This window comes from Puerhibacterium sp. TATVAM-FAB25, assembly GCF_046535855.1.
GTDB lineage: Bacteria > Actinomycetota > Actinomycetes > Actinomycetales > Cellulomonadaceae > Puerhibacterium > Puerhibacterium variabilis_A.
The window spans coordinates 121,669-134,750 of the sequence record NZ_JAXUAK010000002.1; the positions used below are offsets into that span (position 1 = coordinate 121,669).

Annotated in this window: 14 protein-coding genes; 8 read left to right on the forward strand and 6 right to left on the reverse strand. The window is 73.2% G+C overall.

What is annotated here, in order from left to right; genetic code table 11:
• The 3 genes from U5M74_RS02875 to U5M74_RS02885 all read right to left on the reverse strand — a co-directional run bounded on the left by U5M74_RS02875 (position 1) and on the right by U5M74_RS02885 (position 2,381).
• Positions 1-618: an HPP family protein gene (locus tag U5M74_RS02875; protein WP_410905992.1), complete on the reverse strand. Its 618-nt coding sequence runs from the start codon at positions 616-618 to the stop codon at positions 1-3.
• 108 nt (positions 619-726) lie between these two features.
• On the reverse strand, positions 727-1,269 hold the full coding sequence (locus U5M74_RS02880; protein ID WP_410905994.1) for a hypothetical protein: 543 nt from the start codon (positions 1,267-1,269) through the stop codon (positions 727-729).
• A gap of 263 nt (positions 1,270-1,532) precedes the next feature.
• The gene (locus tag U5M74_RS02885) at positions 1,533-2,381 is read right to left on the reverse strand and encodes a hypothetical protein (RefSeq protein ID WP_410905996.1); all 849 of its coding nucleotides are present in this window, start codon (positions 2,379-2,381) and stop codon (positions 1,533-1,535) included.
• A gap of 64 nt (positions 2,382-2,445) precedes the next feature.
• On the opposite strand from U5M74_RS02885, the gene U5M74_RS02890 reads away from it, so the two are divergent.
• A complete protein-coding gene (locus U5M74_RS02890) occupies positions 2,446-3,645 on the forward strand; it encodes an alpha/beta hydrolase (protein WP_410905998.1) in 1,200 nt (399 codons plus the stop codon).
• A gap of 89 nt (positions 3,646-3,734) precedes the next feature.
• Positions 3,735-4,262, forward strand: coding sequence for a nitroreductase/quinone reductase family protein (locus tag U5M74_RS02895; RefSeq protein ID WP_410905999.1), 528 nt, complete (start codon positions 3,735-3,737; stop codon positions 4,260-4,262).
• Here U5M74_RS02895 and U5M74_RS02900 read toward each other — a convergent pair.
• Entirely contained in the window at positions 4,244-4,618 is a 375-nt protein-coding gene (locus U5M74_RS02900) for a DUF5655 domain-containing protein (RefSeq protein WP_410906001.1), read from the reverse strand. The two genes, U5M74_RS02895 and U5M74_RS02900, sit on opposite strands and share 19 nt — an antisense overlap.
• A 182-nt stretch (positions 4,619-4,800) precedes the next feature.
• Here U5M74_RS02900 and U5M74_RS02905 point away from each other — a divergent pair, with 182 nt between their 5' ends.
• The 3 genes from U5M74_RS02905 (at position 4,801) to U5M74_RS02915 (ending at position 6,951) form a co-directional block, all read left to right on the forward strand.
• Positions 4,801-5,862, forward strand: a complete 1,062-nt coding sequence (locus U5M74_RS02905; RefSeq protein WP_410906002.1) for a TerC family protein — start codon at positions 4,801-4,803, stop codon at positions 5,860-5,862.
• Between the two features lie 17 nt (positions 5,863-5,879).
• The gene (locus tag U5M74_RS02910) at positions 5,880-6,212 is read left to right on the forward strand and encodes a winged helix-turn-helix domain-containing protein (RefSeq protein ID WP_410906004.1); all 333 of its coding nucleotides are present in this window, start codon (positions 5,880-5,882) and stop codon (positions 6,210-6,212) included.
• 205 nt (positions 6,213-6,417) lie between these two features.
• Positions 6,418-6,951, forward strand: coding sequence for a DUF6448 family protein (locus U5M74_RS02915; RefSeq protein WP_410906006.1), 534 nt, complete (start codon positions 6,418-6,420; stop codon positions 6,949-6,951).
• Between the two features lie 30 nt (positions 6,952-6,981).
• Here the strand turns inward: U5M74_RS02915 and U5M74_RS02920 are convergent, their stop codons facing one another.
• A complete protein-coding gene (locus tag U5M74_RS02920; RefSeq protein ID WP_410906008.1) occupies positions 6,982-7,899 on the reverse strand; it encodes a hypothetical protein in 918 nt (305 codons plus the stop codon).
• A 215-nt stretch (positions 7,900-8,114) separates the two neighbouring features.
• On the opposite strand from U5M74_RS02920, the gene U5M74_RS02925 reads away from it, so the two are divergent.
• Positions 8,115-9,974 carry a heavy metal translocating P-type ATPase gene (locus U5M74_RS02925; protein WP_410906375.1) on the forward strand — a complete coding sequence of 620 codons (1,860 nt, stop codon included), beginning with the start codon at positions 8,115-8,117 and terminating at the stop codon, positions 9,972-9,974.
• Here U5M74_RS02925 and U5M74_RS02930 read toward each other — a convergent pair.
• Entirely contained in the window at positions 9,958-11,010 is a 1,053-nt protein-coding gene (locus U5M74_RS02930; RefSeq protein ID WP_410906010.1) for a zinc-binding dehydrogenase, read from the reverse strand. The two genes, U5M74_RS02925 and U5M74_RS02930, sit on opposite strands and share 17 nt — an antisense overlap.
• A 474-nt stretch (positions 11,011-11,484) precedes the next feature.
• Between U5M74_RS02930 and U5M74_RS02935 the strand changes: the two genes are divergently transcribed.
• Both U5M74_RS02935 and U5M74_RS02940 read left to right on the forward strand, forming a co-directional pair.
• Positions 11,485-12,423 (forward strand): alpha/beta fold hydrolase, encoded by a 939-nt coding sequence (locus U5M74_RS02935; protein WP_410906012.1) that lies wholly within the window; start codon positions 11,485-11,487, stop codon positions 12,421-12,423.
• A gap of 392 nt (positions 12,424-12,815) precedes the next feature.
• Positions 12,816-12,893, forward strand: coding sequence for a hypothetical protein (locus U5M74_RS02940; RefSeq protein ID WP_410906377.1), 78 nt, complete (start codon positions 12,816-12,818; stop codon positions 12,891-12,893).
• Positions 12,894-13,082: the final 189 nt, after the last annotated feature.

Sequence of the window (13,082 nt, forward strand, 5' to 3'; positions counted from 1 at the left end):
TCACCAGGTCCCGTCGTCCCACGGTCGAGTCTCGTGGCGGACTTCCACGTGCCGCACGCCGGGGACGGCTCGGACGGTCGCCTCGACGAGCCGGCACTCCCCGTGCGGACCGCCCCACACGCGGGCACGCCCGTCGTCGATCACGAAGTGCCAGGCGTTGAGCTCTTGCGCCCGCAGGGCCGTGGCGACGTCCTTGCGCAGGTCGGCGTCGGGCCGGGCGAGCCGGGCCACCACGTCGCTGCGCGAGACGACCCCGACGACCCGAGCGCCCCAGAGCACGGGCATGCTCTTGATGTCCGTGGTCACCATCGTCTGCGCGATGTCGGCCACGTCGTCCCCGGGCGCGGCAGTGCGCACGGCCCGGGTCATCACCGCACCGACCGTGCCCGGTGGTTCCGGCTCCGGGTCTCGGACGCGGCGCAGCACCGCCCGGGAGTCGTGCGGCACGCCGTCGCGCAGCAGGTCGGCCTCGCTGACGATGCCCACGAGGCGCTCACGCTCGTCGAGCACAGGGAGCGCGGTGACCCGCAGCTCGTGCAGCAGTCGTAGCGCCTCCTTGACCGTCATCTCCGGCGTCACGGTGCGAGCCGGCGTGGTCATGATGTCGGCGACCAGCATGACTGCTCCTTCGGTTCCTTCAAGACGGGACACCGTGGCCGCCTCGGGGGCGAGGCGGCCGGCGGTGTCGGGGGTGGTCGGCGGAGTCTGCGCAGGACGGGGAAGCGGTCAGCGCAGGACGGGGAAGCGGCGCACCAGGTCGGTGCTCGCCCACCGGCGGCCCAGGCCGAGGGAGTCGCCGGCCAGCGACGCGGCGAGGCCGATCAGCACGGCCGCCTCGATCACGTGCGAGTCGACGAACGGGTTGACCGGGATGGGCAGGGCGGTCAGCCACATCATCATCAGCAGGACCGCGCCGGCGCCGGCGGCGATCCGCATGCCGATGCCCAGCGCCAGGGCCAGGCCGATGCCCAGCAGGCCGAGCATGAACAGCCAGTCGATGAACACGTTGCCCGCCAGCGGGGTGAAGACGCCGGCGAACGTCCCCTCCACGCCGCTGAGGTAGCCGGTCGTCGGGGACCCGCCGCGGATCCACGCCCCCTCGGCGGGGGTGGCCAGCCCGAGGCCGAACGTCTTGTCGACGAACGCCCACAGGAACTCGAACGCCAGCAGCAGCCGCACGACGGCCCAGGTGTACCGGGCCACCAGCGACGACTCACGGACCGGCGCCTGCGGGGAGGCGTCCGGGGTCCGGTGCACGGTCGCGCTCATGGTGATCCTCCTTGTCGTGGCCGGCGTGGCGTCCCGGCCTCCTGCTGCCACGATCCCGGCACGGTGGGCGCACGGAGCAGGGCGCAAGGGCACGCCACGACGGGACCTTGGTCCCGCCGGCCGGCCCGCCGCGTCCCGGCCGCCGCGGCCGTGCCCGCGCACTTGCTGCGTCGTACGCTCTCGCCGTGTCGCACCGCTAAGTGGCTGCATGAGCGCCCACCAGCCTGTCCCGGTCGCCACGCGATCCCGGCGAGGTAGCCGCCTCAGGTGCCGGGCCGACCCGGGTGCGGCGCCGTGGACGGTGACGGCTCCGCGGTCCGCTCGGGTGGATCCGTGGTCCGACCGGGGGCGGACGCCACTGCGGGCAGGAGCAGCCCGGTGACGGCACCTAGAACGGCCCCGGCGGCGGCCCCCGTGGCGGCGCCCCACCCCACGACGGCCGGTATCGACCAGGCCACGCCCGTGGTGCTCGCACCCAGGAAGATGACCGGCATCGCCACCGCCCAGCCAGCGGTGCAGGCGCCGACCCACAGCCCCGGGCGTGGGACCACGCCCCGCAGCACCCACGCCTGCGCCACGCCGAGGAGGGCGCCCATCGCCACGCCGACGCCGACAGCCCCGCCAGCCACAGTCCAGGCCGGCGGGGGCGTGCCACCGGCGCCGGCGAGGATGGCCGGCGCCGAGCCCGCCGCCCAGCCGACCCCGGCAACGACCAGAGTCACCATCATCCAGCGCAGCCGACGGCGGCGAGGCAGCCAGACCCGCAGTCCCCACGCCTGAGCCAGGCCGAGCGCGAGCCCCTCGACCAGCCCGCCGCCGACCACAACTGCCCAGGCGCCGAGGAGGTCGGCACCGGTCGCGTCACCCTGCGTCATCGCTGCACCGCCGCGGGCGGCCGCGGCCGCTGCTGTCATGCCGACCGTCTCGGCGGCCGCGCACAGCACGATCCATCGAGGCCGGGACGGTACGACGACGGGTGCGTGGCCGCGCCACGCGTCGTGACTCGTGCCGACGCTGACGGTTCTCATGGCTCCTCCGTCTGTGCCGCGCTCGCGATGGCCGTCGCGCCCTGCAATCACAGCCCATCCTGTGTCTCCGACGACCTCGGCCACAGGGCCGTAGGGCCAGGTATTCCGGCCCTTCCAGCCGCCGCGCACAGGTGGAGATGCTGACCTCATGGGCAAGAGCTCGAGCACCGAGACCAGCCCTCGGGCGAACGACCCGATGTATGAGCCCCCGGACGGCCCCGCCACCACAGTGGGACAGCTACACGTCGCCGATGGCCCGGCCCGGCCGCGGCACCCCCGGCTGCTCGCGGTGCTGGCCTTGGTGGTCGGCATACCGGCGACCGCCGCGGGGGTCGGGATCGGGATCCGGTACCTGCAGAAGACGGGCCTGACGCTCGACACGGTCGTCGGCCTGACCCTGCTCGCCACCGGGCTCCTGCTCCTGGGGTACGCAGCTACCCTGGGGTGGACGGCCGTGCGGTCGTGGTGGCGCCTGCTCCTCCTGCCCGCCGCCCTCGCGGTGCTCGTCCTGGTGTTCTGGTCCGCCGTGGCGGTGATGTACGCCGTCGCGCCCCCGGCCGCACTCGGACCCGGCACGCCCGCGGGCGTCGGGTTGGACCACCGCGACGTCACCTTCAACACCAGCGACGGAGTCGAGCTGTCCGCCTGGCTCGTCCCCTCGCGCAATGGTGCCGCGGTGGTGCTCAAGCACGGGTCGGGCTCCACCCGCACCGCGACGCTACGGCACGCCGCCGTGCTCGCCGGCCACGGCTACGGCGTGCTCATGGTCGACGCCCGCGGCCACGGCCGCAGCGGCGGCGAGGGAATGGACATCGGCTGGTACGGCGACGCGGACACCACAGCAGCGGTGGACTTCCTGACCAGGCAGGACGACGTCGACCCCGCCAAGGTCGGGATCGTCGGCCTGTCGATGGGCGGCGAAGAGGCCATCGGCGCCGCGGGCGCGGACCACCGCATCGGCGCCGTGGTCGCCGAGGGCGCCACCGGGCGCACCGCCGCCGACCACGAGCCCGTCCTTCCGGACTCCTTCGCCGCCGTGCTGCAGCGTGGCCTGGACCGGTACACCTACGCGCTCACGGACCTGCTCACCGGAGCGTCACCGCCCGCCTCGTTGCACGACTCGGTCGCCGCGGCGGACGACACCGCGTTCTTCCTGGTCGCCGCGGGCACGGTCGAGCAGGAGGTGCTGGCGGCGAGCGACATGCGCAGCGCGGCCCCAGACCGGGTGCAGGTCTGGACAGTGCCCGACGCCGGCCACATGAACGCGCTCGGCACCGCACCGCAGCAGTGGGAGCAGCGCGTCGTCCGGTTCCTGGACGACCAGCTTCAGCCCGAGCCACGCCCGTAGGAGGGCGGCGTGGGCAGGAACCGCCTTCGCCGGGACGGTGCACCGATCGATCCCCGAGACGTAACGGACTCGGACGGAGGACATTCCCCATGCAGACCAGCGACGCGACACCGAGCCGGCGTGCCCGTCCGCTCTTCGGGCTGCGGCGGCGCCCGGGCCGCCTGGCCCTGGCCGTCTTCCGCCTCCCCCTGGTGCTGTACCGCCGCGGGTGGGGCTGGATGCTCGGTCGCACGTTCATGCTGCTCGTCCACGCCGGGCGCACGACAGGGCGACCCCACCCGATGACGGCGATGGTGATGCGCTACGACCCCACCAGCCGCGAGGTCGTCATCTTCTCCGGCTGGGGCCCGCGCTCCGACTGGGTGCGCAACCTCAGAGCCCGCCCGGCGCTGCGCGTGGAGGTCGGCCGCGATGCCTACAGGCCACAGCACCGGTTCCTCGCGGACGACGAGAGCGACGCGGTGGTGATCGACTTCCTGCAGCGGCACCCGCAACGCGCGCGGCTGGCCTGCCGGATCCTCGGCTGGCCCGACCTGCGGGACGAGGCGGCGCGGCACGACTTCGTCCACACGCACCCGTTCGTGGCGCTCCGTCCGGCTCAGCCCGCGGCGTCGTAGGCCTCGGCGAGCCAGCCGCGCACCTCGGCGTCCACGTCCGCGGCGCCGGTGAGCAGCAAGTGGTGCATCCACAGGCCCGCCCGCAGCTGGACGACCTCCCGGAATCGCGCCGAGGGCACCTGGCGAGGCAGCGCGACCGACAGGACGGCCGGCGCCACCGGGTGGCCGACGCGGTCAGGCCGCCAGACGTACGCGAAGCCGCGCCGCGCCGCGTGGAAGGCGACCTGCGTCTTGCTCACCCGCACCGCGTGGTCACCGAGCGCGGCGACGGCCGCGGCCACCTCGCGGCACGCCGCAAGCCCAGCCGGGCACCCTTCGAAGAGGGCTTCGGCCGTGCGCCCACTGTCGCCCTGCATGGGCCCACGCTAGGAGCCTCCCGAGCCCTTGGCACGACAGGTGAAGTTTGCTTCGCTTGTTGCCACGTGGAGGGGAGTATCCCCCGACGCCTCGTCGTCATGACGGCCCCGCCCGGGGCCCGGCGGGGCGGGCCCGGGCGGGCCGGGAGAGACCTCCGATCGCAGTGATCGGAGGATGCGTCATGAACGTCCCGTTCTGGGTCTGGGTCGCGGTGCTGGCCACGATCGTGCTGATGCTCGCGGTCGACCTGGTCGCGCACCGCCGCGCGCACGTGATCGCGGTGCGCGAGGCCGCGGCGTGGTCGGTGGTGTGGGTGGCCCTCGGCGTCGGGTTCGGCGTGCTGGTGTGGGTCGTGTGGGGCCCCGAGTGGGGCCAGCAGTACTTCGCCGGGTACCTCATCGAGAAGTCGCTGGCCGTGGACAACGTCTTCGTCTGGGCCATCGTCTTCAGCTGGTTCGCCGTGCCGCGAGAGCTACAGCACCGGGTGCTGTTCCTCGGCGTGCTGGGTGCCCTCGTCCTGCGCGGCGCGTTCATCGCGGCCGGCGCGGTGCTGATCGAGAACTTCTCCTGGATCCTCTACCTCTTCGCCGCCTTCCTGCTGTGGACCGGCTACCGGATGATCCGTCAGCGCGACGAGCACGTGGACCCCGGCAGGTCGGCCGTGCTGCGCAGCTTCCGCAGGGTGGTCCCCATGACGGACGCCTACCACGGCCCCCGGCTGCTGGTCCGGCGCGGCGGAGCGCTCCTGGCCACCCCGCTGCTGGCCGTCCTGGTGCTGATCGAGGTCACCGACGTCGTCTTCGCCGTGGACTCGATCCCGGCGATCTTCGCCGTGACCGACGAGGTGTTCCTCGTCTTCACCGCCAACGCGTTCGCCGTCCTGGGCCTGCGGGCCATGTACTTCCTGCTGGCCGACCTCGTGCACCGCTTCGTGTACCTCAAGGTCGGCCTGGCGCTGGTGCTGGTCTGGGTCGGGATCAAGATGCTGCTCAAGATCGACGTGTACTACGTCCCGACCGGTGTCTCCCTGGCCGTGATCGCCACCATCCTCGCCGTCTCGGTCGGCCTGAGCCTGCGGGCGACCCGAGGCCAGGGCCGGCAGGCCCTCGCCGTTCCTTCCGAGCCCCCCTTCCGCGTGGCCACCGACGCGGAGATCACCGCCCTCGAGCCGCTCTGGCGCCGCCGCCGCGAGGCCCGCGACGCCGTGCGCCCCGGCGACCGCGGGCCCGACACCCCCTCATGAACGGAGACCCCTGCGCCATGTCGCACCCCGCAGCCGCCGAGGCCCGGCCACCGAGCCGGGCCGGCACGTCATGGACGTTCCTCACCCACCACGGACACGTCCTGCTGGCGGTCGCCCGCTCGCCCGACGCCCGCGTCGCCGACGTCGCCGCGCGGGTGGGCATCTCGCCGCGCGCCACCCTGACGATCCTCAAGGACCTGGAGACGGCGGGCTACGTCCGCCGCCGGCGCGTCGGGCGGCGCAGCCACTACACCGTCGACCCGCACCGGCACTTCCGCCATCCCGCCGACGCCGACCACGAGATCGGCGAGCTCCTGGCGATCTTCGCCGCCGACGCCGAGGGGACTTGATTCTGCCCTCCGCCCAGCTGCTCGGAGTCCTCGCCGACTGGGCGGTGATGCTCGGGTTCCTCGCGCTCCGGTCCTTGCGGTGGGAGTAGCACGGCGCACGGAGAAGGAGGACCTTCGGCCCTCACCGGGCCCACCGCGACATGCCTAGCCTGGAGGCGTCGGCTCCGCGTCCAGGGCCGTGACCTCACGCGCGAGGAGGGACGAGATGCCCCCGCACTGCGACTCGCTCGACGGCCCCGTGGTCACCGCCGCGCGCACGGCCTTGGACGCCGACGACGTCGACCTGGTGCTGCCGTTCGTCCCTGAGGACGCCGAGGCCGAGGTTCGGGCAGTGTTCACCGCCGTGCGGCCGGTCCGGCACCTGAGCGAGGCCGCACGCGAGGTCGCCGATCGGTTGTTCTTCGAGAACGTCGTCCGCCTCCACCGCGCCGGGGAAGGCGCGCCGTACACCGGCCTGAGGCCGGCCGGCCTGGGGTTCGGCCCGGTGATCCCGCTCGCGGAGCAGGCCGTCGCGTCAGGGTCGTCCCGCGCGGTCGCGCAGTACCTCACCCGCGTGCTCGACGACGAGCTCGACCAGCGGATGGAGCGGGTGAACGCCCTGGCCGCCGTGAAGGACCGGTCGACCGCCGACGCGCGGGCCCACGTCGAGGCGATGCTCGGCTTCCAGGTCTACAGCCACCACCTGCTGCAGGCCCTGCACGGACCGGCCCACGGGCACGGGCGCCACCAGCATGGGTGACCCGGTGTTTCCGCGCCGGGAGCACCATGCTCACCGGACCGTCCTCCGCGGCGCCGCCGCACACCCGAGAGCCAGCACCAGCGCCGTCCTGCCCCGGGCCGAGAGGTCTCCGAACACGAGCACCTGGACGGCGTCCGCGGCGAGCGCCGCGAGCGGGGCGAACGGTGAGACGGCGCGGCGCCGGTCCGTGAGCGCCCGGGCCGCGAGCGCCGCCGCCGCTGCGGCGCCGAGGAACCAGGACGCCGGCACCAGCACGTCACCGACCGAGGGCGCCCACGTGCCTTCCGCGCGCTGCCTGATGCCCTCCATCGTCCTGCGCTGCATGACGATCTGAACCGGTCCCTGCAGCCGCGGCACCACCCCGCCTCCGCGGCACCGCACCACCAGTCGGCTCCTCATGGGCCCGGCGGGCTCGACGACGAAGGCCCAGGTGCTGCTCGGCCTACCGTCGTGCAGCTGCTCGTCCGAGTCCCCGACTCCCCCGAGCACGAGCGCACGGCCGGGGTCGTACCCCGCCACGGGGTTGGCCGGCGCGTAGCGGGCCATCCGGACCACCCGTCGGCCGACGCCGAGCGGCTCCTGCAGGTCGGCGCGCACCTCGGCGCTCGAATGGACGTCGGCCCCGACCATGTTCTCCAGCCAGTCGTAGCTGTACAGCCCCGCCCTGCCCTGCCCGAGCTGGGTGACCCACGGCCACACCTGGTCCGCGGGGCGATGCACCGTGATCGCGTTGGTCCACACGAAGCCCGGCCGCGGGACGAGGTCGTCCCCCGGCCACCGCCGGGACCGCTCGGACGGCGTCGTGCCCCAGGACCGCAGCCGCGGGACCACGTAGGCGACGAAGAACACCGCGGGCGGGATGCTCATCGTCGCGAAGTTCCCGAACAGGCGGACCGACCGCACGGGCCGCCCGCCCGCCGCCCCGCGCTCGCTGCTGACCCTGGCCATGCCTGGTCGCCTCCTCCGGGCGGTCGCGCCGTGGGGGTGCTGGACGTGCGGCCTCACGCTAGGCGTCCTACGGACACCGCGGCAGGGCCACATGGCCTGCCCGACCGGCCCTGTGCGGACCCCCGGCTCGCGACCACGCTGGTCTCGTGACGTCGACCCTGCGGGCACCTCCGGAGACGGGGACGATCCCGGCGCGCACGGGCTGGGTGCGCCGGATGCCTCGGCAGTACCCGCTGCTCGTGGGCACTCTGGCTGTCGGTGCGGTGGTGGTCGGGCTGGTGATCGGTGGCCAGCCGCGGTGGGCACAGTGGCTGGGCTTCGGATGGGCCCTGCTCGTGGGCGCCCGCGTGGCCGGGCGCATGGCCCGCGACGTGCTCGCCGGGCACTGGGGCGTGGACGTGCTGGCCGTCACGGCGATCGTCTCGACCGTCCTGGTCGGCGAGTATCTGGCCGCTCTCGTCGTCGTGCTGATGCTCACCGGCGGGCAGGCCCTGGAGGACTACGCCTCCCACCGTGCCCGCAAGGAGCTGCGCGCGCTGCTGGAGCGCGCCCCGACGCTCGCGCACCGGCTGGGTCCGGCCGACACCGTCGCCGACGTGCCGGTCGAGGAGGTCCTGCCCGGCGACCAGGTGCTCGTCCGCCCGGCCGAGGTCGTACCGGTCGACGGCGTCCTGGTCAGCGCCGAGGCGGACTTCGACGAGTCCTCCCTGACCGGCGAGAGCCTGCCGGTCACCCACCACGCCGGAGACCCGGTGCTGTCCGGCGTGCTCAACACCCAGCAGGCCGTCACCGTCCGGGCCACCACCGCCGCCGCGGACAGCCAGTACGCCCGCATCGTGGCCATGGTGCGCGAGGCCGCCGAGTCCCGGGCGCCGGTGGTGCGGCTGGCCGACCGCTACGCCGTGCCGTTCACCGCCTTCGCCTTCGCGGTGGCGGAGGCGGCGTGGTGGTACCACGGCGACCCGACGGTCGTCGCGGAGGTGCTGGTGGTCGCCACCCCGTGTCCGCTGCTGATCGCCGCCCCCGTGGCCTTCCTCGGTGGGATGAGCCGCGCAGCCAGAGCCGGCATCATCGTCAAGAACGCCGGGACCCTCGAGCGGCTGGCCGCCGTGCGCACCGTCGCCTTCGACAAGACCGGCACGATCACGTACGGCCGCCCCGAGCTGCTCGCCGTGCACCCCCGACCGCCGTGGACCACCAACCGGCTGCTTGGTCTCGCGGCGTCGGCCGAGCAGTACTCCTCCCACGTGCTGGCCACCTCGATCCGCGACGCGGTCGCCGCCCGCGGCCTGGCCCTGTCCCCCGCCACCACCGCGCACGAGGAGGCCACGCACGGCGTCACCGCCCTGGTCGACGGCCACGAGGTCGTCGTCGGCAAGCGCGCCCACGTCGCGGCGGGCGCGACCGGCGTCGAGGAGCAGCCCCTCGCGCCCGGGGAGCTGGCCGTCTACGTCGGCGTCGACGGCCGCTTCGCCGGCACGCTCGTGCTGAGCGACCACCCGCGCGACGACGCCCGCGACACCATGGACCAGCTGGCGGCGCTCGGCATCAGCCACCGGCTGATCCTCAGCGGCGACGCCCGCTCCACCGTCGCCCACGTCGCCGCCGCCGTGGGAGTGACCCAGGTGCACGCCGAGTGCCTGCCCGAGGACAAGGTGCGCCTCGTGCGCGAGCTGCCCGCCCGGCCCGTGCTCATGGTCGGCGACGGCGTCAACGACGCGCCCGTCCTGGCCGCCGCCGACGTCGGGGTCGCCATGGGGGCACGCGGCTCCACCGCCGCCAGCGAGTCGGCCGACGTCGTCGTCCTCACCGAGGACCTCGCCAAGACCGCCACCGCCGTCCGCAACGGCCGGCGCACGATGACCGTGGCCCTGCAGAGCATCTGGCTGGGCATCGCCCTGTCCGTCGGGCTCATGCTCGTCGCCGCCACCGGGACCGTCCCCGCGATCCTCGGCGCACTGAGCCAGGAGGTCGTAGACCTCCTGGCCATCCTCAACGCCCTGCGCGCGCTGCAGGCCGGCGGCTCGCGCAGGCCGGCCCGCAGCCGGGCGACCGCGCTCAGCCCTCGCTCGTGACGACCACCTTCAGCGCCTGCTCGTCCGCGGCGCGGGAGAACGTGTCGTAGGCCTCGTCCCACTGGTCGAACGTGAACCGGTGGGTGACGAACTTCTCCGGCGCGATCCGTCCGGCCTGGATGTCCTCGAGCAGCTGCGGCGCGGTCGTGGCGTTCACGAGCCCGGTCGTGATGGTGATGTTGTTGATCCAGTCCCGGTCGATGGGGAAGGTCACCGGCTTGCCGTGGACGCCGACGTTGGCCACCCGGCCGCCGGGCCGGATCGCGTCCAGGCACAGGCCGAAGGTCGCGGGGATGCCGACGGCCTCGATCGCCACGTCGACGCCCTTGCCGCCCGTGCCGAGGGCCTTGAGCTGCTCGAGCGCGTCGGGGGCGGCCTCGACCGTGTCGGTCGCGCCGAAGTCGCGGGCGGCCTTGAGGCGGAACGGGTTGCCGTCGACGGCGACGACCTTCGCGGCGCCGGCCGACCTGGCCGTCATGACGGCCGCGAGCCCCACGGGCCCGACCCCGACGACGGCGACGACGTCACCGTCCTTGACCTCGCCGTACTGCACGCCGATCTCAAACCCGGTCGGCAGGATGTCCGAGAGCATCGCGCCCTGCTCGGCGGTGACGCCGTCGGGCAACGGGATGAGCCCGTTGTCGGCGAACGGCACGCGGACGTACTCGGCCTGGGTGCCGTCGATGAGGTGCCCGAAGATCCAGCCGATGCCGCCCAGCGTCTCGCAGTGCGAGGTCAGGCCTCGCCGGCAGTAGTCGCACTCCATGCACTTGCTGATGCAGGAGACGATCACGCGGTCGCCGACCTTGACCTTGGTACAGGCCTCGCCCACCTCAGTCACGACCCCGACGCCCTCGTGGCCGAGGATCCGGCCGTCGGTCACCGCGGGCACGTCGCCCTTGAGGATGTGCAGGTCGGTGCCGCAGATCGTGGTCGTCTCGATCTTGACGACCGCGTCGGTCGGGTCCTGCAGCGTCGGGTCCGGGACGTCCTCCCAGGCCTTCTGCCCAGGTCCGTGGTACACAACAGCCTTCATCGCAGCCCCTTTGCCACGGGCGGCCCGACGGACGTCGATGGAGGAGTCGGCCCTCACCGTCGTGAACCGCTCTTGCTCCCGATGCTAAGCCCGAGCCGGCGGCGATCGGGTCCCCGTCGCCGGCGGCACCAGCCGCAGCGGAGCCGCACCTCCGGTTCAGGGTCGGCCGGCCGAGATCGTTTGAAACGCCTACCGGTGCTGACCGTGCGGATGATTGCCCTGGCGCAAGCCGGTGGGCAGCTTGGCAGTTCGGCTCCCACACCCGAATCCGGTGGCTTACGGAGTCGGGCCAGCTCCCGGCCACTCGCCGGTCACTCGCTCGTCCTCGCTTCGCCCACGGGCGGGCACAAAGGGCCCCCGGCTCAGGGCCGATCGCCCCTGACGCTGGCCGGGGGGACGCCTGACGCTGGTGCCAGGCCGCGTTCCCGGACCGGGTCCCCGCCTAAACGTCGGCCTCAACCCTGGGAGCCAGTCATGTCGTACCAGCAGTTCATCACCGCAGCGCGGGGCCGGCTAGCGTCCGCCGCGCGCGAGACCTGCCAGGTCGCAGGCGTCGGGACCGTAGAGTTCGTCGACGACGGGGCTGGCCCCCCGGCGCTGGTGAGCCACCCGCTCTTCGGCGGTTTCGACACCGGCCTGGGCGTAGGCCGCCAGTTCCTCGGTCCGGACCACCGCATCGTCGCGCCGTCGCGCTTCGGCTACCTCGGCTCCACCATGCCCCACACTGCCACACCCGCCGACCAAGCCGACGCGTTCACTGCCGTGCTGGACGAGCTTGAGCTGGACCGCGTCGTCGTCCTCGGCTACTCCGCCGGCGGGCCGTCGGTCATCCAACTCGCGCTGCGCCACCCCGAAAGGGTCTCGGCCTTGGTGCTGGTGGCCTCGGCGCTTCCCGGCAAGGCTGGAAACCCTCCCCGGCTCGTAGCCAGGGCGCTGTTCGGGTCAGACGTCACGTTCTGGCTCCTGGGGCGCATGGGGCCGTCCGTCACGGCCCGGATCCTCGGCATGGACAGGCAGTTTCGACCCGTCGGATCCCAGCGCCAGGTCATCGAGGACACGTGGGCGAGCCTGTTCCCCGTGGCGCCGCGCAAACGAGGGGTGCTGCACGACCTCTACGTCTCGAACCCTGACGTGCAGACGTACCCGCTCGAGAAAATCACCGTCCCCACGCTCGTCCTGAGCGCCCACGACGACGCGATGTCGGCCTACGACAACGCCGAGAGTGCCGTACCCCGGATCTCGAGCGCCCGGTTGGTGTCCTTCGCGGACGGCGGGCACCTGCTTCTCGACCATGACGACGCAATACGCCGGTCGGTCGCCGACTTCCTCCAGATGGCCCCCTCTCCGAGATCAGCTCGGGCCGGTGGACTCCCTCCCGTCGCCGGCAAGAGCAGTCGATCACCAACGCCGTAGAGAGGTTTATCGAGGAGGCAAGGGCTGGCCCCCCGCCGGGCTTTGCGCGAGATCGCGCCCCGGGCTGAGCCGGCGAGCAGAGCTGCCGAGCGCAGGCACGCCGACGATCCGGCGGATTTCAGTGACGCCCGTCACGGCCGTCGGAGACCTGACCCCTGTGGCATCAGCCCCAGACGAAGGCGGCATCGAGCTGGAGGCGAGGTCGTGGCTGCTCGACGCGCCGCATCCGGCACAGTGGACTCTGTGAGTCAGGAGCTGCGACCGGCGGTGCTGCGCGGGGCGCCGAGCATCGCCCACCTGGACACGGACGCGTTCTTCGCCTCGGTCGAGCAGCACCAGAAGCCCTCGCTGAAGGGCCCGTCCTGGTGGGTGGCAGCGGTCCGCGCGACGTGGTGGCGGCCGCCTCCTACGAGGCCCGCGCGTTCGTGGTGCGCTCGGCCATGTCGATGGCGGGAGTTGCGAGACCCTGACGGGTCTGTAGTGATCTCGTGTCCGAGCGGCTGCCCGTACCTGTCGATCGTACGAGCGTCGGCGGACGTTCGGTCGCTAGAAGTGATCGCCAACGGCAACGACGCTCCGGCTACCGGCGGAGGTAGGCCTCGACGGGAGTGTCGATGAGCCAGCCAATTTCTTCGCCTTGGCATGTCAGTACCCAAGCG

Excerpts from the sequence above, each read along its gene's own strand:
- U5M74_RS02875 (WP_410905992.1), bottom strand. The coding sequence starts at position 618 with ATGCTGGTCGCCGACATCATGACCACGCCGGCTCGCACCGTGACGCCG.
- U5M74_RS02880 (WP_410905994.1), bottom strand. The coding sequence starts at position 1,269 with ATGAGCGCGACCGTGCACCGGACCCCGGACGCCTCCCCGCAGGCGCCG.
- U5M74_RS02890 (WP_410905998.1), top strand. The coding sequence starts at position 2,446 with ATGGGCAAGAGCTCGAGCACCGAGACCAGCCCTCGGGCGAACGACCCG.
- U5M74_RS02895 (WP_410905999.1), top strand. The coding sequence starts at position 3,735 with ATGCAGACCAGCGACGCGACACCGAGCCGGCGTGCCCGTCCGCTCTTC.
- U5M74_RS02900 (WP_410906001.1), bottom strand. The coding sequence starts at position 4,618 with ATGCAGGGCGACAGTGGGCGCACGGCCGAAGCCCTCTTCGAAGGGTGC.
- U5M74_RS02905 (WP_410906002.1), top strand. The coding sequence starts at position 4,801 with ATGAACGTCCCGTTCTGGGTCTGGGTCGCGGTGCTGGCCACGATCGTG.
- U5M74_RS02910 (WP_410906004.1), top strand. The coding sequence starts at position 5,880 with ATGTCGCACCCCGCAGCCGCCGAGGCCCGGCCACCGAGCCGGGCCGGC.
- U5M74_RS02915 (WP_410906006.1), top strand. The coding sequence starts at position 6,418 with ATGCCCCCGCACTGCGACTCGCTCGACGGCCCCGTGGTCACCGCCGCG.
- U5M74_RS02920 (WP_410906008.1), bottom strand. The coding sequence starts at position 7,899 with ATGGCCAGGGTCAGCAGCGAGCGCGGGGCGGCGGGCGGGCGGCCCGTG.
- U5M74_RS02925 (WP_410906375.1), top strand. The coding sequence starts at position 8,115 with ATGCCTCGGCAGTACCCGCTGCTCGTGGGCACTCTGGCTGTCGGTGCG.
- U5M74_RS02930 (WP_410906010.1), bottom strand. The coding sequence starts at position 11,010 with ATGAAGGCTGTTGTGTACCACGGACCTGGGCAGAAGGCCTGGGAGGAC.
- U5M74_RS02935 (WP_410906012.1), top strand. The coding sequence starts at position 11,485 with ATGTCGTACCAGCAGTTCATCACCGCAGCGCGGGGCCGGCTAGCGTCC.